The sequence below is a fragment of the Paracoccus marcusii genome (assembly GCF_028621715.1).
GTDB lineage: Bacteria > Pseudomonadota > Alphaproteobacteria > Rhodobacterales > Rhodobacteraceae > Paracoccus > Paracoccus marcusii.
The window spans coordinates 2,969,906-2,986,404 of the sequence record NZ_CP117466.1 but is presented as its reverse complement, the minus strand read 5'-3'; the positions used below and the strand labels follow the sequence as shown (position 1 = coordinate 2,986,404).

Genomic DNA, 16,499 nt, shown 5'->3' with positions numbered 1-16,499 from the left:
GTGGACGAACGGGACGACTGGCACCTGACCGAGGCGCTGCATCATGAACACGGACGCGGCGATCCCTTCGCGGCCGCGGTGCGGGCAACGCGCATGCCGATGATCATCACCAACCCCAGCCTGCCCGACAATCCCATCGTCTTTGCCAATGACGCGTTCCAGCGCCTGACCGGGTACGACCGCGACGAGCTGATGGGTCGCAACTGCCGGTTCCTGCAGGGGTCGCAGACAGACCAGGACACGATCCGCCGCCTGCGCGAGGCGGTCGAGAACGGGACCGACATCTCGGTCGATATTTTGAACTATCGCAAGGACGGGACGTCGTTCTGGAACGCGCTGTATCTCAGCCCGGTGCGCGACGATGCGGGCCGTATCCGGTTCTTCTTTGCCTCGCAGCTGGACGTCACCGACCGGATCGACGTGCAGTCCCGCATGGCGCGCGAGAAATCGCGGGTCGAGGCCGAGGTGACCCGCCGCGTCGCCGAACTGCGCGATTCGCTGGATGCACAGCGTCTGCTGCTGCACGAGGTCGATCACCGCGTGAAGAATAACATGACCATGATCGGGTCGATCCTGCGCCTGCAGCTGCGCGAGGCGGCGGACAGCGACACGGCCGACATGCTGCGCGCGATGATGACCCGGATCGACGCCTTGGCCACGGTGCATCGCCACCTGTACCAGTCCGACGACGTGACGCGGTTCGACATCGGATCCTACGCCGTCAACCTTGCCTCCGACCTGACGCAAAGCCGGGCCGATTGCGACATCCGCATCCGCGCCGATCTGGGCCGGGCCGAGGTGCCTGCGGGGCAGGCGGCGGCGATCGGGCTGATCGTGAACGAGATCCTGGCGCACATGATCCGCCCCGAGAACGTCGCGAAGGGCCAGGTCTTCGACATCTCGTCGCGGACGACGCCCGCGCGGGTCGAGCTGTCCATCGGCTTCGGACCTCCGGGCCAGGGGGACGCCGAGGCCGATCCGGTCTATTCGCCGTCCGGGGTGAACGAACAGATCATCTCTCGGCTTGCCGCACAGACACGAACGCGCGTGGCCTGGTCCAGGACCGATCAGGGGTCGATCCAGGTCAGCGTCGTCATCGACAAGGAAATTCCATGAACCGCCCCAAGGCGCCGCTGTCGATCCTCGTGGTCGAGGATGAGTTCATCATCGCGATGGACATCGAGATGATGATCGAGGATGCCGGCCATCAGGTACTGGCCGTGGCATCTTCGCTGCAGGACGTGATGGCGCTGCCCACGGACAAGGCCCCGGACGTCGCGCTGGTCGACATGCAGCTGGCACGCGGCAGTACCGGCCTGCAGGTCAACAGCGCCATCCAGAAGCAGTGGCCCGACACCATCGTGGTCTTTGTCACGGCCAACCCGAAGAAGATCCCCGACGATTTCGACGGCGCGCATGGCGTCATCGCCAAGCCGTTCTCATCGGCGGGGTTCGTCGCCGCGCTGAAATATCTGGAGGAGGGCGTGTGCGATCCGCCCCCCGTGTCGCCCGAACCCGGCAGCTTCGTGGCCTCGCCCGCCTTCGCCGCGCAATGGGGCGTCAGTCCAGGGGAGCGGTGATCACCACCCGCAGACCGGGCGCATTCGTGTCCGACTGCAACTTGCCGCCCAGCTGCTCGACCAGCGACGCCACCATCCGCATGCCAAAGCCGGTGCCCTTGATGGACCCGTCCGACCCCACGCCGTTGTCGGTCACGGACAACAGCATCCCGTTGCGCGTCTGCGACAGCACGACCGACACCGGGCCGGGCTGGCCATCGTAGGCATACTTGATCGCATTCGCGACGATCTCGTTGGTCAGCAGGCCGATGCTGACCGCACGATCCGCTGATACCAGGATGGGCGCGAATTCGGTCTGGATCGCGTCGGCCCATGCCGGGTCCAGCGACGATTTCATGTCGCGCAGCAGGTCGTCCAGATAGATCGCCAGGTCCACGATCTGGGCGCTGTCGTCCTGATAAAGGCGGCGATGGACCAGACTGACGGCCGACAGTCGGCTTTGCGCCTCGTCCAGCTGGGTGCGGACCAGGGGGTCGGCGCCGCGGCCCTGCATGCGCAGGAAGGATGCCACCAGGGCCAGGCTGTTCTGGACGCGGTGGTTGACCTCGCGCAGCAGGAATTCCTTTTGCTGGATCAGGCTCTCGTTCTCGCGCAGCGTGATGGACAGTTCGGCGTTCAGCCGGCGGATGCGCCGCGAGCTGCGCGCCTCCAGCATCAGGCGAACCAGGCGGCTGGCGGCCTCGACCTCGGCGGCGGTCCAGGGGCGCGACTTGCCGCGCACCTCGTCGGACCAGGCCGCAAAGGATGCGCGCGGCTCCAGCGTGGCGCCGGGGACCGTGGGGACGTCCTTGTGCGGGTTGCCGGCCCAGGTCACGACCTGCAGCTTTTCGGCGCGGAACCACATCAGGATCGTCGGCACCTCGGTCGACATGGTGACCGACAGCATGCCGCTGGCAACGTCGCGATAGGCCGCCGCCGCAGGGATGACGCGTTCCAGGTTGGAACTGACAAAGGGGGTGATCGCCGCCGACTGGCGCACATGGTCGGCCAGATGGCGCAGCGCCGCCGGATCGGGGCAGCTGCCCGACGAGAACAGCTCGCTGCCCTGAACGGCGGCAAAGCCGTCGGCGCCCACCAGCTCGGCCAGCGGTCCCGCGGATTGCGCGAAGAACTGGTCCAGCTGGTCGTCAGGACCAAGACGGGCCAGCACGGTATCCTCGTGCGCGCGCAGCCGGATGCGTTCACGGTACAGCACCGTCTCCTCGCGCAGGCGGATCTGGCGGGCCAGGCTGTCGGCCAGGGACTGGCAGGCCAGACGCGTGGCCAGCGACAGGTCGCGCGGTTCGGGGTGGTGGCAGGCGACAAGACCCCAAAGCGCCCCGTCCTTGATGATCGACATCGACGCCGATGCACCCACCCCCATGTTGCGCAGATAATGCAGGTGCACCGGAGAGACGCTGCGCAGCATCGAATCGCTGAGGTCGATGGCCTCGATCCCGGGAACGCTGCCGGTGATCGGCTGGACCGGGGCATGCACGTCGGCGATGACCCGCACGCGGTTGCGCACGTAGAGGGCGCGCGCCTGGCGGGGAATGTCGGATGCCGGGAAATGGTGGTTCATGAACGTGCCCATGCCCTCGGCACGGCTTTCGCCCACCACGGCCCCGGCCTCGTCGTCGATGAAGCGATAGATCATCACCCGCGCGTGGCCGGTCAGCTGGCGGAACACGCCCGCCGCGTTCCGCATCAGGTCGGGCAGGGACGACGCCCGCTCCAGCACCGCGTCCAGCGCCTGCATCCGGCCCAGGAAACGTGCATCCAGCGGCGGCTGATCCAGCGCGGGCAGCATCTCGATCACGACATGCGCGCCGCTGCGATAGGCCAGCAGGTCCCAGGATGCCCCGTCGATCATCACGGGTGCCAGGGGAACGGGACCAATATCGGGCAGATCGTCGATTGCATTGCGCAGCACGCCGCCAAGCGCCTGCGACAGGGTCTGGCCGATCATGTCGCGCGTCAGGCCGTCGGCGCGTCCCGCGGCGCCGACGATCCGGCCGTCGCCCGGGTCGACGATCAGAAGGTGGCCATGCGCCTGGATCGATCCGGGAACATGGATCGGTTCGCGGTCGCAGGCAGTCAGATCACGGGCATCGGCAGGGTTGGGCAGGGCTGTGGACATTACGGATTTCTAAGGCGGCCCAGGTCAGCCGTCCAATTGCTTTTCGTTTACCGTTGCGTAAATGCGGTCATGGCGGTCTGGAACACCGCCCGCGCGGCCTTGACCGCCCGCGCGGGGTCCGGGTCCGCGGCATGAAGCCAGTCCAGGAACCGCCGCCACCGGCGCGGATCGCCCGTCTGCAGCGCCAGGTGGGACGCGCCGTGGCCCGTGGTGTACCCCAGGGCCGCCGCCCTGCGCGCGATCAGCGTCGCACCGATGGACGATCCTTCGACCACATACAGCGCGCCCGCGACGGCCGCGGCGTCGGGCAGGGCGGGCGGGGTCACCGGGGTCGGGCGCCCTGCGCCAAGGTCCTCCAGATCGCGCGCCGTCGCATCCGACAGCATCACCGGCCGCCAGCCGATCCGGGCCGAGCCGGCCTCCAGCAGCGGATCGATAGCGCTGCGAAACGCGTGGCTGCCGCGCAGATAGGCCAGATAGGCCGCCGGGCTGTCCAGCGCGCCCACCTGCGCGTCCAGCGTGGCGTGCAGATCGCCGGTGCCGTCGCGAAGGACGCTGCGCAGAACATGCTGGGTCACCGGGGCCTCGGGCGGGTTGGGGCGGCGCGGGGCCGCAATCCGGGGCGCCCTAGCAGATCGGCGGGGCAGGGGCCAGCGGCGGCGGTGCTGGCAAACCGCGGCACCATCCCTATGATGGCGCCACAGGCGCGCCCCCGGGCGACGCGATCACCGACGGAGGCGGAATGAACCAGGACCAGGCACAGGCGCTGTTGCGCGACATGTTCGATGCGGCGGTGGGCGCCGCCGATCCCGCGCAGGTGCTGGCCGATCATCTGCCGCCCAAGCCGCAGGGCCGCTGCATCGTGGTGGGCGCGGGCAAGTCCGCCGCCGCCATGGCCGCCGCGCTGGAGGCCGCTTGGCCCGATGTCGACCTTTCCGGCATCGTGGTCACACGACATGGGCACCAGGTTCCGACGCGGCGCATCACCGTGTGCCAGGCGTCCCACCCGGTGCCTGACGCGGCGTCGCAGGATGCCGCCGAACGAATCCTGGCTGCGGCCAAGGCGGCGGGACCGGACGACCTGGTGCTGGCGCTGATCTCGGGCGGGGGGTCGGCGCTGATGGCGGCGCCCCGCGCGCCGCTGACGCTGGAGGACAAGATCGTGGTCAACCGCCTGCTGCTGCGGTCGGGGCTGACGATCGAGGACATGAACCGCGTCCGCCGGCGCCTGTCGGCGATCAAGGGCGGGCGGCTGGCGCAGGCGGCCGCGCCCGCACGGCTGGTGACGCTGGCGATCTCCGATGTGCCGGGCGACGATCCGGCGGCCATCGCGTCCGGTCCGACGGTGCCGGACCCCACCGCCGGACAGGACCTTTCCTGGCTGGTCGACCGGCTTGGCCCGGCCCTGCCGCAGGCGGCGCTTGATCTGCTGATGGCGCCGCCGCAGCCCGCCGCGGCCTTCGACGCCGATTACCGCCTGATCGCCACGCCGCAGATGTCGTTGCTGGCGGCCGCCCGCGTGGCGGAACGGGCCGGGGTGACGCCCCTCCTCTTGGGCGACGCGCTGGAGGGAGAGGCCGCGCAACTGGGCATCGCCATGGCCGGCATCGCCCGCGCGACCGCCGCCCATGGCACCCCCGCCCCGGCCCCCGCGGTCCTGCTGTCGGGCGGAGAGACGACCGTGACCATCGGCCAGGGCGATCCCGGCCGCGGCGGGCGCAACACCGAGTTTCTTCTGTCCCTGGCCGTGGCGTTGCGCGGGCAGCCGGGCATCCACGCGCTTGCCGCAGACACCGACGGCATCGACGGGACCGAGGACGCGGCAGGCGCCATCATCGGCCCCGATCTGCCGCAGCGGGTCGCGGAGTTGGGCCTGGACATGCGTGCGGCCTTGGCGGGGCATGACAGCTACAGCCTGTTCGACGCGACGGACAGCCTGATCCGCACCGGGCCGACGCTGACCAACGTCAACGATTTCCGGGCGGTGCTGGTGGTCCCGGCCGACTAGGCCAGGATGCCCGGCTGGTCGATGCGCAGCCGTTCCAGGATGTGTTCGATATGGCTCAGATGGTCGCGCAGGGCGCCTGCGGCGGCCTCGGGGTCGCGGGCGCGCAGGGCGGCCAGGATATCCCGATGCTCGATGAACGCGGTCGAGGCGCCGTAGGACAGCGATAGAAAGCGCGCGCGGTCCATGTGGCCCTTGTTGTCGCGCACCAGGTTCCAGACGAATTCCTTGCCCGCCGCCGCGCAGATGTCGCGGTGGAACTGGTCGTCCAGGGCATGGAAATCGCTGCGCCGGTCCTCCCGGCTGGCGGCTTCCTGCAGGTCGATCAGGCGTTCCAGGCCATCCCAGTCCGACGGCTGCAACGTCAGCGCCGCGACCCGCATGGTCGCCTGTTCCAGCGCGCTGCGGATGAAATAGGCCTGCATCACCGCCTCGGTCGAGATCGGGGTGACGGTGGTCGCGCGCTGCGGGCGGATCTGGATGAAGCCCAGCTGCGACAGCCGATAGAAGGCGTCGCGCACCGGTTGGCGCGACACGCCCATCCGGGCCGCGACCTCGGCCTCGGACAGCTTTGCGCCGGGGGGCAGGTCCAGCCCGACGACCCGTGCATAGAGATGCTCGAAGATCTGGTCGGTGACGGTGCGGGGGCGCAGATCCTGCAGCGGTGGCAAGCTGTCCAGTTCCTGAACCGACATGATCATCCCCGCGTTGACCGAACCTGTAAACTAGCATATTAGACGACTAGCGGAATGGCAAGTGAGTCGGAGGGGGATCACATGACACTGCTGGATGACGACCGCCTGTTCCCGACCCAAGGCCGCGCCCGCGATCTGGCCCGCGCGCTGTACGAACAGGTGCGCGACCTGCCGATCGTCAGCCCGCACGGCCATACCGATCCGCGCTGGTTTGCGGAAAACGAGGCGTTTCCCGACCCCGCGCAGCTGTTCGTGACGCCCGATCACTACGTGTTCCGCATGCTGTGTTCGCAGGGGGTGGCGCTGACCGACCTGGGGGTGCCCCGCGCTGATGGCGGGCCGACCGAATCGGACGGCCGGACCATCTGGCGGCTGTTCGCGCGGCACTATCCGCTGTTTCGCGGCACGCCGTCGCGCCTGTGGCTGGACCACAGCTTCCAGCACGTCTTCGGCATCGACCGCCGCCTGTCCGAAGACACGGCTGACTGGTATTACGATCACATCGCTGATTGCCTGGCCCGGCCCGAATTCCGGCCCCGCGCGCTGTTCGACCGTTTCAACATCGAGGCGATCGCCACGACCGAGGCCGCGACCGACGATCTGCGCTGGCATCGGATGATCCGCGACAGCGACTGGGGGGGCAGGGTCATCACCGCCTATCGTCCGGACGGTGTGATCGACCCCGAGATGGCCGGGTTCGCCGATAATGTCGCGCTGATGGGCCAGCAGACCGGGTTCGACACCGCGACCTGGGACGGATACCTGGACGCGCATCGGGCGCGTCGGGCGTTCTTCATCGACCATGGCGCGACGTCCAGTGACCATGGCCACGCCTCGGCCCGGACCGAGGATCTGCCCCGCGACCAGGCCGCTGCGCTGTTCGCCAAGGCCCTGCGCGGCACCTGCACCGCAGAGGAGGCCGACGCGTTCCGCGGCCACATGCTGACCGAGATGGCGCGCATGAGCCTTGACGACGGGCTGGTCCTGCAGATCCACCCCGGGTCGCGCCGCAACCATTCCGACGACGTGCTGGCGATGTTCGGCCGCGACAAGGGCTTCGACATCCCTGGCCGCACGGATTACGTGACCGCGCTGCGGCCGCTGCTGAATGCGGTGGGCATGGACCCGCGCCTGACGGTGATCCTGTTCACGCTGGACGAGACCGCCTATGCCCGCGAACTGGCACCGATGGCCGGGGTCTGGCCCTGCCTGCGGCTGGGTCCGGCCTGGTGGTTCCATGACAGCCCCGAAGGGATGCGCCGCTTTCGCGAGATGACCACGGAAACGGCGGGGTTCTACAACACCGTGGGGTTCAACGACGACACGCGCGCCTTCTGTTCGATCCCGGCCCGTCACGACGTGGCGCGCAGGGTCGATTGCGCCTGGCTGGCCGACCTGGTCGCATCGGGACGTCTGGAGGAGGACGAGGCCCCCGAGGTGGCGCGCGACCTAACCTATGGCCTGGCCAAGCGGGCCTACAAGCTTTGAGCATCTGTATCTGGGAGGATAACATGAAACTGCTGATGACAACCCTGGCGGGCCTGCTGGCCTCGGCCAGCTTCGCCACCGCCTGCGAGATCACGCTGCGGTCGTCCGACACCCATCCCGACGGCTATCCGACGGTCGAGGGCGTCAAGGCCATGGCCGAGGAGGTCCGCGAGAAGACCGACGGCCGCATCTGCATCGAGGTGTTCCCGTCGTCCCAGCTGGGCGAGGAGAAGGACACGATCGAGCAGACCCAGTTCGGCGTCATCGACATGGTCCGCGCCAGCTTCGGGTCGTTCAACGACATCGTGCCGGTCACCCAGATCATGTCGCTACCCTATCTGTTCACGTCCGTCGAGCACAGCCACGCGGTCCTGGACGGTCCCATCGGCGAGGAGATCGCCGCCGCGTTCGAGGAGCGCGATCTGGTGGCACTGGCCTGGTATGATGGCGGGGCGCGCAGCTTCTACAACTCGCAGCGGCCGATCCAGTCGATCGCCGACCTCGAGGGAATGAAGTTCCGCGTCATGCAGAACGACGTGTTCGTCGACATGATGGACGCGCTTGGCGCCAACGCCACGCCGATGCCCTATGGAGAGGTCTATTCCAGCATCCAGACCGGTGTGATTGACGGGGCCGAGAACAACTTTCCCAGCTATGACAGCTCGGGCCACGCCGAGGTCGCCAAGTACTTCACCCTGGACGAGCACCTGATCGTTCCCGAACTGGTCGCGATGTCCAAGACCAGCTGGGACAAGCTGACCCCCGAGGATCAGGCGATCCTGCGCGAGGCGGCGCAGAATTCCTCGACCCTGCAGCGCGAGCTGTGGGCGGCGCAGGAACAGGAATCGCTGGACAAGGTGACCGCCGCCGGTGCCGAGGTCATCACCGAGATCGACAAGACCCCGTTCATCGAGGCGATGGTGCCCGTCTACGACAAGTACGTGACCACCCCCGAGAACAAGGACCTGGTCGAACGCATCCGCGCGACCCAGTGACATCACGCCGCCCGCGGACCTCGCGGGCGGCCTTTTCTTTTCCGGGGGATGCGCGATGCGCGAGGGGATGATCAGATTTGCCACGCTGACCGGCGCGGTCGCGCAGGCGGCCTTGTGGCTGGCGGGGATCGGGCTGGTCCTGATGACCGCCTTTGTCTTTGCGCAGGTGTTCTTCCGTTACGTGATGGGGTCCAGCCTGTTCTGGGCCGAACCGGCCGCCGTCATGCTGATGGGCTGGTTCATTTTCCTGGGCGCCGCCGTGGGGGTCAAGGAAGGTTACCACCTGTCGTTCGACGTGGGCCTGATGGTCGTGCCGGAAAGCTGGCGGCCGTGGTTCCACAGCCTGTCCGACGTGGTCGTGACGGCCTTCGGCTTCGGCATGGCGTGGTTCGGCTGGCAACTGGCGGCGCGCGCGGCCAGCGGCGTGGTGCCGGGCATCGGCATTTCCCGCCTGTGGGATTTCGCACCGCTGATCGGGGGCGGCATCCTGCTGATGCTGTTTTCGGTCGAACGCATCCTGCGCCGCGCGGCCGGGCTGAAGACGATGCGCTTTGGTGACATGGACGATGCCGCGGACGGCGTCGTCGACGGCGCGCCGGGTGCGGTGCGCGCCGATGACCTTCTGGACGGCAAGGCTGCGCGCCCCCGCGAAAGGACCTGAGATCATGGAATTGTGGATCCTGTTCGGCAGCTTCGTGACGCTGCTGATGATCGGCACGCCGGTGGCCTTCTGCCTGGGCGTGGCCAGCTTTCTGACCGTCCTCTATATGGGACTGCCGCCGGTGGTGGTGTTCCAGCGCCTGAACAGCGGCATTTCGGTCTTTGCGCTGATCGCCATCCCGTTCTTCATCTTCGCGGGCGACCTGATGGTGCGGGGCGACATCGCCCGGCGCCTGGTGGCGCTGGCCGGTGCGATGGTCGGGCACATGCGCGGCGGGCTGGGCCAGGTCAACATCATGGCCTCGCTGATGTTCGGCGGCGTGTCCGGATCGGCCGCGGCCGACGCCAGCGCGGTGGGCGGCCTGATGGTCCCGCAGATGAAGGCGCGCGGTTACGACGTCGACTATGCCGTCAACATCACGGTCGTCAGTTCCATCATCGCGCTGATGATCCCGCCCAGCCACAACATGATCATCTACTCCATCGCCGCCGGGGGCCGTCTGTCCATCGCAGACCTGTTCACCGCCGGTATCATTCCAGGCCTGCTGCTGGCGGTATCGCTGATGGTCACCGCCTGGTGGGTCGCGCGCCGGAAGGGCTATCCGACCGAGCCGTTCCCGGGCCTTCGGATGCTGGGCGCGCTGTTCGTGTCCGCCATGCCCGGCCTGATCCTGATCGCGATCATCTTCGGGGGCGTGCGGTCGGGCTGGTTCACGGCGTCCGAATCCTCGAACGTGGCGGTGGTCTATGCGCTGCTGGTGACGGCCCTGGTCTATCGCAGCCTGCCCTGGTCCGAATTCGTCGAGGCGACCAAGGGTGCTGTGCGCACTACCGCCATGGTGCTGCTGGTGATCGGTTGCGCGGCCTGCTTCGGCTGGCTTCTGGCCTATCTGCGCGTGCCGACACAGCTGGTCGAGATCCTGCAGAGCGTCTCCAGCAACCCCATCGTGATCCTGTTGATGATCAACATTGTCCTTCTGATCCTGGGGACGTTCATGGACATGTCGCCGCTGATCGTCATCACTACGCCGATCTTTCTGCCGGTCGCCACCGCCTTCGGTGTCGATCCGGTGCATTTCGGGGTCATCATGATCCTGAACCTGGGGATCGGCCTGTGCACGCCGCCCGTCGGCGCGGTGCTGTTCGTGGGCTGCGCGGTGGGCCGCATCAGCATCTGGCAGGCGATGCGCACGATCTGGCCGTTCTACGGCGCGGCCTTCGCCACGCTGATGCTGGTCACCTATGTCCCGGCGCTGTCGCTGTGGCTGCCCTCCGTATTCCGCTGATGGAGGTGTCGCAATGACCGATCCCGTCCGCTCCGTCCTAGCCCATGCGCCGGACCTGATGGTCGTCCGCTTTGCCTTTGCGGCGGGCGACCGGGGCGCGCTGCACAGCCATCCGCATGTGCAGTCGACCTATGTTCAGTCGGGCCGCTACCGCTTCACCATCGACGGCCAGCCGTCCGAGGTCGGGCCCGGCGATGCCTTCATCATTCCCTCGGGCGCCGAACACGGCTGCCTGTGCCTGGAGGAGGGTGTGCTGATCGACAGCTTCACCCCCCGCCGCGACGATTTTCTGTGAAAGGACCCCTGATGACGCATGTCGAAACCCGCCACGCGATCCACCCGGACCACGCCCGCGGCATGGACACCGCCCAGCTGCGGCAGCATTTCCTGGTCGAGGGTCTGTTCGCCGCCGGTCACATTCGCCTGACCTATACGCATTACGACCGCTTCGTGGTTGGCGGTGCGGTGCCGGACGGGGCGCCCCTGACCCTGGACGCCATCGACGAGACCCGCACGCCCAGCTTTCTGGACCGCCGCGAGATGGGCATCGTCAATATTGGCGGGCCGGGCCGGGTAGAGGCTGCGGGGCAGGGCTGGGACATGGCCAATGGCGACGTGCTGTATCTGGGCATGGGTGCGGGGGCGGTGACGTTTTCGAGCGGGGGGCGGTTCTACATCACCTCGGCGCCTGCGCATCGCGCGCTGCCGCATCGGCTGATCACCGTCGATCAGGCCAAGAAGGTCGAGATGGGCGCGACCGCGACCTCGAACAAGCGCGTCATCAAACAGTTCATCCACCCGCTGGTCATGGAAAGCTGCCAACTGGTGCTGGGCTATACCTCGTTGCAGGAGGGGTCGGTCTGGAACACCATTCCCGCCCATGTCCATGACCGCCGGATGGAGGCATACCTTTATCACGGCATGGCGCCGGAATCGCGCGTCCTGCACCTGATGGGCGAACCGCAAGAGACGCGCCACCTGTTCGTGGCCAACGAACAGGCGGTGCTGTCGCCGACCTGGTCGATCCATTCCGGCGCGGGCATTGGCGAATACACCTTCATCTGGGCGATGGCGGGGGACAATGTCGATTACACCGACATGGACTTCATCCAGCCGGAGGACCTGCGGTGACCCCCTTTTCCCTTGAGGGACGCACAGCCCTGGTCACCGGCGCGAACACCGGCATCGGTCAGGCCATCGCCGTGGCCTTGGCGCAGGCCGGGGCGGACGTGATCGCCAGCGGCCGGCGCGACTGCGCCGAGACGGTGGCGATGATGGGCCAGGTGTCTGACAAGGCGGGGCGGTCGCTGACCTTGGATTTCGCCGATCCGATGGCGGCGCGCGACGTGTTCGCGGACCAGCCGATCGACATCCTGGTGAACAATGCGGGCATCATCCGCCGCGACGATGCGGTCGATTTCACCGAGGCCGATTGGGACGCGGTGATGGACGTGAACGCCAAGGCGCTGTTCTTCACCTGCCAGGCCTTTGCACGCGCCGCCCTGCCACGGGGAAGGGGCAAGATCATCAACATCGCGTCGCTGCTGTCCTTTCAGGGCGGCATCCGGGTGCCGTCCTATACCGCGTCGAAACATGGCGTGGCGGGGCTGACCAAGCTGATGGCCAACGAATGGGCCGGGCGCGGGCTGAACGTCAACGCCATCGCCCCGGGCTATATCGAGACGAACAACACGCAGGCACTGCGCGCCGATCCCGACCGCAGCCGTGCCATCCTGGAGCGCATCCCCGCGGGCCGGTGGGGTCGCCCCGAGGATATCGCCCAGACCGCCGTGTTCCTGGCCGCGCCCGCGTCCGATTACGTCAACGGCGCGATCCTCAACGTCGATGGAGGCTGGCTTGCCCGCTAGATTGCACCATACCCCGTCCGCCGCACCCGCGGGCATCGTCCATCTGGGCCTTGGCGCGTTCTTTCGCGCGCATGGCGCCATCTATGTCGAACAGGCCATGGCGGCTTCGGGCGGTGACTGGGGCATCATCGGCGTGTCGTTGCAATCGCCCGGCACGCGCGACCGGCTGGCCCCGCAGGGCTGGGCCTATACCGCGCTGCAGCTGGGACCGGAGGGAGAGACCGCGCAGGTCGTCACCGTGCTGCGCGACGTTCTGGTCGCGCCGGAAAACCCCCAGGCCGTGCTGGACGCGATGATCGCACCCGCGGTGCGAATCGTCAGCCTGACGGTCACCGAAAAGGGCTATTGCCATGAGCCTTCCACGGGGCGGCTGAACGCCGATCACCCCGACATCCGCCATGATCTGGACAATCCGCTGCCCAGATCGGCGCCGGGTTTTCTGGTCCGGGCCCTGCAGGCGCGCCGCGCGGCCGGTATCCCGCCCTTCACCGTGCTGTGCTGCGACAACCTGCCGGAAAACGGCCATGTCGTGCGTGGCGTCGTGCTGGACCTGGCGCGGCTGATCGACCCCGATCTGGCCGCCTGGATCGAGGCGCAAGGGGCCTTCCCCTCGACCATGGTCGACCGCATCGTTCCGGCCACCACGCCCGCCGATCTGGACCGGGTCGAGACCCTGACGGGCCGGCGCGACGAGGCCCCGGTGATGCACGAACCCTTCCGCCAATGGGTGGTCGAGGACCGGTTCTGCAACGGCCGCCCGGACCTTGGCGCGGTCGGCGTGCAGCTGGTCGACGACGTGACGCCGTTCGAGCACATGAAGCTGCGGATGCTGAACGGCACCCATTCCAGCCTGGCCTATCTGGGCTATCTGGCCGGGCATCAGACCATCGCCGACACGATGGCCGACCCGGTGATGGCGCAATTCGTCGACCGTCTGTGGCGGTCCGAGATCATCCCGGCGCTGACGCCGCCGCCGGGCACCGACCTTGTGGCCTATGCCGACGCGCTGGCGGCGCGCTATGCCAATCCGGCGATCCGTCACCGGACCTGGCAGATTGCCATGGACGGCAGCCAGAAGCTGCCGCAGCGCATCCTTGGCACCATCGCCGAAGGCCGCGCCGCCGGGCGGCCCGTACCGGGGCTGACCTTGGCCGTGGCGGCCTGGATGCGCTATGCCTCGGGGCGCGACGAGGCGGGCGGGGCGATCGAGGTCAAGGACCCGCTGGCCCCGCAGATGGCCGCGCTGTGGCGCGACGATCCGGCGGCGACGGTCGACGGGTTCCTGGCCCTGTCGCAGGTCTTTCCCGCCGTGCTGCGCGACGATGCGGGGTTCCGCGCGGAGCTGAGCGATGCGCTGACCAGGCTGGTGCGTGATGGCGCGCGGGTCGCCGCAAGTGGCTGAACCGCTGGTCCTGAACCCGTCGGACACCGTCGCCATCCTGACCACGCGCGGCGTGGCGCCTGCTGGACACAAGATCGCCCGCGCGGACATCGCGCGGGGGGCGGCGGTGGTGAAGTACGGGCAGGTCATCGGCTATGCCACCTGCGACATCGCGGCGGGCGACCACGTTCACAGCCACAACCTGGCCTTTGGCGATCACGACCGCGACCAGACCCCCGGCGCCGGGCTTGCGGCCGCGCGGGCGGCTCTTGACCGGCATCGCGGGCGGGAATTGCAGTTTCAGGGCTATCACCGCGACGGCGGACAGGTCGGCACGCGCAACTTCGTGGCGCTGGTGGCGACGGTCAACTGTTCGGCGACGGTCATCCGCCGCGCCGCCGACGAATTGCAGGCCGAGGGCGCGCTGGCCGATTATCCGAATGTCGACGGGGTGGTGGCCTTTGCCCATGGATCGGGCTGCGGAATGGCCGACAGCGGACCGGGCTGGATCGCGCTGCAGCGGGTGCTGACCGGGCATGCCGGGCACCCGAACGTCGGGGCCGCACTGTTCGTAGGGCTGGGCTGCGAGGTGATGCAGATCGCCCGCATGAAGCAGGAGCTGGGACAGGCCGCGCGCTTTCACGGGCTGACGATCCAGGACAACGGTGGCACCCGCGCGACCATCGACGCCATCAAGGCCCGTGTCCGCCAGATGCTGCCGCAGGTCAATGCGGTGACGCGCGCACCCGCCCCGGCATCGGCCCTGCGGATCGGGCTGCAATGCGGCGGGTCGGACGGATTTTCGGGCATCACGGCAAACCCGGCACTTGGGGTGGCCTGCGATATCCTGGCCGCGCAGGGCGCATCGGTCGTGCTGTCCGAGACGCCCGAGATCCACGGCGCGGAACGCCTGCTGCTGGACCGCGCCGCCGACCCCGCATTGGCCGACCGTCTGCTGGCACGCCTGCGCTGGTGGGAGGGGTATGCCGCGATGAACGGTGCCTCGCTGGACAACAATCCCAGCCCCGGAAACAAGGCGGGCGGGCTGACGACGATCCTTGAGAAATCCCTGGGCGCGGTGGCCAAGGCGGGCGCCACGCCGCTGAACGCCGTGCTGGATTATGCCGAACCCATCACCGCGCCGGGCCTGAACTTCATGGACACGCCGGGTTACGACCCGGTCTCGGCCACGGGTCAGATCGCCGGGGGGGCCCAGCTGATCGTGTTCACCACCGGGCGGGGATCGGCCTTCGGGTCGAAACCCGCGCCGACCCTCAAGCTGGCGACGAACGATGCCCTGTTCGCCGCAATGCGCGACGACATGGACCTGAACTGCGGCGACGTGCTGTCCGGCGTCAGCCTTGACGACAAGGGCCGCCAGATCGTCGATCTGATCCTGCGCACCGCCTCGGGCCAGGTCACCCGAAGCGAGGCCCTGGGTCTGGGCGACCACGAGTTTCTGCCCTGGCAGATCGGCGCGGTGCTGTAGTCAGCGCCGGGCGTCCTGAACCGCCTGCCGGATCAGCGCGCCCGGATGGCGGATCACCTGTCGCCCAAGCGCGTGCCCGGCCCGGATGGCACCGGCGCAATCGGCCCCCGTCAGCCATGCCGCCAGATAGCCCGCATTGAAGCTGTCGCCCGCGGCGGTGCTGTCGACCGGGGTCTCGACGCTGAGATCGTCGATGTGGCCCGCACCATCGCGCCCACCGAACCGGATCGGCCCTCCGCCATTCTTGACCACCACCTGGCCCGCGCCCAGGGCCAGATAGCGGTCCAGCGTCGCCTGCGGATCGGCATCGCCGAACAGAGCGGCCTCGTCGTCGAAGCTGGGCAGGACCAGGTCCGCGCGGCCGGCAGCGTCTTGCGTGACCGCACGCATGGTGTCCACGTCGGCCCACAGGCGCGGCCGCAGGTTGGTGTCGAAGACGACCGTGGTGCCGGCCTGCCGCGCCCGGTCCAGTGCCTGCAGCAGGCCGATGCGTCCCTGCGGGGGCAGGATCGCCAGCGTGATCCCCGACAGATAGGCCATTGCGCAGCCCTGAAGGGCGGCGTGCAGCAGGTTCGGGTCGTCGGCCAGCCGCCGCGCCGCGGACGTGTCGCGCCAGTAGGAGAAGCTGCGTTCCCCGTTCGTCAGGCTGATCGCATAGAGGCCGATCTCGGCATCGGGCTGGCGGGTGACATGGGCGGTGTCCAGCCCTTCGGCCCGCAGGAACTCGACCATCCGGGTCGAAAAGTCGCCCGTGCCGACCCGCGTCAGATAGTCGACCTGCCAGGCGTCGTCCAACAGGCGGCGCAGGTACCAGGCCGTGTTCAGCGTGTCGCCGGCAAAGCCCATCCGCCACAGGTCCGGATCGGGGGCGCGCGACATCTCGACCATGGCCTCGCCGATGGACAGGATGCGGATGGGGTCGGCTTGCGGCAT

General features: G+C 68.3%; 16 protein-coding genes. 12 read left to right on the top strand and 4 right to left on the bottom strand.

What is annotated here, in order from left to right:
- Both PRL19_RS14760 and PRL19_RS14755 read left to right on the top strand, forming a co-directional pair.
- Positions 1–1,116: a PAS domain-containing protein gene (locus PRL19_RS14760; RefSeq protein WP_127898754.1), complete on the top strand. Its 1,116-nt coding sequence runs from the start codon at positions 1–3 to the stop codon at positions 1,114–1,116.
- Complete coding sequence (locus PRL19_RS14755; RefSeq protein ID WP_127898753.1) at positions 1,113–1,580, top strand: response regulator; 468 nt, start codon at positions 1,113–1,115, stop codon at positions 1,578–1,580. The genes PRL19_RS14760 and PRL19_RS14755 overlap by 4 nt, the downstream gene beginning before the upstream one ends.
- On the opposite strand, the gene PRL19_RS14750 is transcribed toward PRL19_RS14755, so the two are convergent.
- Together PRL19_RS14750 and PRL19_RS14745 are read right to left on the bottom strand one after the other, a co-directional pair.
- Entirely contained in the window at positions 1,561–3,699 is a 2,139-nt protein-coding gene (locus tag PRL19_RS14750; RefSeq protein ID WP_127898752.1) for a histidine kinase dimerization/phosphoacceptor domain -containing protein, read from the bottom strand. The two genes, PRL19_RS14755 and PRL19_RS14750, sit on opposite strands and share 20 nt — an antisense overlap.
- Positions 3,700–3,746: 47 nt before the next feature.
- On the bottom strand, positions 3,747–4,277 hold the full coding sequence (locus PRL19_RS14745; protein ID WP_273743404.1) for a biliverdin-producing heme oxygenase: 531 nt from the start codon (positions 4,275–4,277) through the stop codon (positions 3,747–3,749).
- 164 nt (positions 4,278–4,441) lie between these two features.
- On the opposite strand from PRL19_RS14745, the gene PRL19_RS14740 reads away from it, so the two are divergent.
- Positions 4,442–5,707 (top strand): glycerate kinase type-2 family protein, encoded by a 1,266-nt coding sequence (locus PRL19_RS14740; RefSeq protein ID WP_273743403.1) that lies wholly within the window; start codon positions 4,442–4,444, stop codon positions 5,705–5,707.
- Here PRL19_RS14740 and PRL19_RS14735 read toward each other — a convergent pair.
- Complete coding sequence (locus tag PRL19_RS14735; RefSeq protein ID WP_157001347.1) at positions 5,704–6,399, bottom strand: GntR family transcriptional regulator; 696 nt, start codon at positions 6,397–6,399, stop codon at positions 5,704–5,706. The two genes, PRL19_RS14740 and PRL19_RS14735, sit on opposite strands and share 4 nt — an antisense overlap.
- 81 nt (positions 6,400–6,480) lie before the next feature.
- On the opposite strand from PRL19_RS14735, the gene uxaC reads away from it, so the two are divergent.
- The 9 genes from uxaC to PRL19_RS14690 all read left to right on the top strand — a co-directional run bounded on the left by uxaC (position 6,481) and on the right by PRL19_RS14690 (position 15,566).
- On the top strand, positions 6,481–7,887 hold the full coding sequence (gene uxaC, locus PRL19_RS14730; protein WP_273743402.1) for a glucuronate isomerase: 1,407 nt from the start codon (positions 6,481–6,483) through the stop codon (positions 7,885–7,887).
- Between the two features lie 23 nt (positions 7,888–7,910).
- Positions 7,911–8,882, top strand: coding sequence for a TRAP transporter substrate-binding protein (locus PRL19_RS14725; protein WP_045981674.1), 972 nt, complete (start codon positions 7,911–7,913; stop codon positions 8,880–8,882).
- 67 nt (positions 8,883–8,949) lie between these two features.
- Positions 8,950–9,543 carry a TRAP transporter small permease gene (locus tag PRL19_RS14720; protein ID WP_232303234.1) on the top strand — a complete coding sequence of 198 codons (594 nt, stop codon included), beginning with the start codon at positions 8,950–8,952 and terminating at the stop codon, positions 9,541–9,543.
- A 4-nt stretch (positions 9,544–9,547) separates the two neighbouring features.
- Positions 9,548–10,828, top strand: coding sequence for a TRAP transporter large permease (locus PRL19_RS14715; RefSeq protein ID WP_045998951.1), 1,281 nt, complete (start codon positions 9,548–9,550; stop codon positions 10,826–10,828).
- A gap of 13 nt (positions 10,829–10,841) precedes the next feature.
- Complete coding sequence (locus PRL19_RS14710; protein WP_045981676.1) at positions 10,842–11,123, top strand: cupin domain-containing protein; 282 nt, start codon at positions 10,842–10,844, stop codon at positions 11,121–11,123.
- 11 nt (positions 11,124–11,134) lie between these two features.
- Positions 11,135–11,959: a 5-dehydro-4-deoxy-D-glucuronate isomerase gene (kduI, locus tag PRL19_RS14705; RefSeq protein ID WP_273743401.1), complete on the top strand. Its 825-nt coding sequence runs from the start codon at positions 11,135–11,137 to the stop codon at positions 11,957–11,959.
- On the top strand, positions 11,956–12,696 hold the full coding sequence (gene kduD / locus PRL19_RS14700; protein WP_045998954.1) for a 2-dehydro-3-deoxy-D-gluconate 5-dehydrogenase KduD: 741 nt from the start codon (positions 11,956–11,958) through the stop codon (positions 12,694–12,696). The genes kduI and kduD overlap by 4 nt, the downstream gene beginning before the upstream one ends.
- Before the next feature lies 1 nt (position 12,697).
- Positions 12,698–14,098, top strand: a complete 1,401-nt coding sequence (locus tag PRL19_RS14695) for a mannitol dehydrogenase family protein (protein ID WP_476445277.1) — start codon at positions 12,698–12,700, stop codon at positions 14,096–14,098.
- Positions 14,091–15,566 (top strand): UxaA family hydrolase, encoded by a 1,476-nt coding sequence (locus tag PRL19_RS14690; protein WP_273743399.1) that lies wholly within the window; start codon positions 14,091–14,093, stop codon positions 15,564–15,566. The genes PRL19_RS14695 and PRL19_RS14690 overlap by 8 nt, the downstream gene beginning before the upstream one ends.
- Here PRL19_RS14690 and PRL19_RS14685 read toward each other — a convergent pair whose 3' ends face one another.
- The gene (locus PRL19_RS14685) at positions 15,567–16,499 is read right to left on the bottom strand and encodes a sugar kinase (RefSeq protein WP_273743398.1); all 933 of its coding nucleotides are present in this window, start codon (positions 16,497–16,499) and stop codon (positions 15,567–15,569) included.

Bases quoted from the DNA above. Each gene is read 5' to 3' on its own strand.
- PRL19_RS14735 (WP_157001347.1), bottom strand. From the start codon at position 6,399: ATGTCGGTTCAGGAACTGGACAGCTTGCCACCGCTGCAGGATCTGCGC.
- PRL19_RS14740 (WP_273743403.1), top strand. From the start codon at position 4,442: ATGAACCAGGACCAGGCACAGGCGCTGTTGCGCGACATGTTCGATGCG.
- PRL19_RS14720 (WP_232303234.1), top strand. From the start codon at position 8,950: ATGATCAGATTTGCCACGCTGACCGGCGCGGTCGCGCAGGCGGCCTTG.
- PRL19_RS14715 (WP_045998951.1), top strand. From the start codon at position 9,548: ATGGAATTGTGGATCCTGTTCGGCAGCTTCGTGACGCTGCTGATGATC.
- PRL19_RS14750 (WP_127898752.1), bottom strand. From the start codon at position 3,699: ATGTCCACAGCCCTGCCCAACCCTGCCGATGCCCGTGATCTGACTGCC.
- PRL19_RS14725 (WP_045981674.1), top strand. From the start codon at position 7,911: ATGAAACTGCTGATGACAACCCTGGCGGGCCTGCTGGCCTCGGCCAGC.
- PRL19_RS14685 (WP_273743398.1), bottom strand. From the start codon at position 16,499: ATGCCGCAAGCCGACCCCATCCGCATCCTGTCCATCGGCGAGGCCATG.
- uxaC (WP_273743402.1), top strand. From the start codon at position 6,481: ATGACACTGCTGGATGACGACCGCCTGTTCCCGACCCAAGGCCGCGCC.
- PRL19_RS14755 (WP_127898753.1), top strand. From the start codon at position 1,113: ATGAACCGCCCCAAGGCGCCGCTGTCGATCCTCGTGGTCGAGGATGAG.
- kduI (WP_273743401.1), top strand. From the start codon at position 11,135: ATGACGCATGTCGAAACCCGCCACGCGATCCACCCGGACCACGCCCGC.
- PRL19_RS14710 (WP_045981676.1), top strand. From the start codon at position 10,842: ATGACCGATCCCGTCCGCTCCGTCCTAGCCCATGCGCCGGACCTGATG.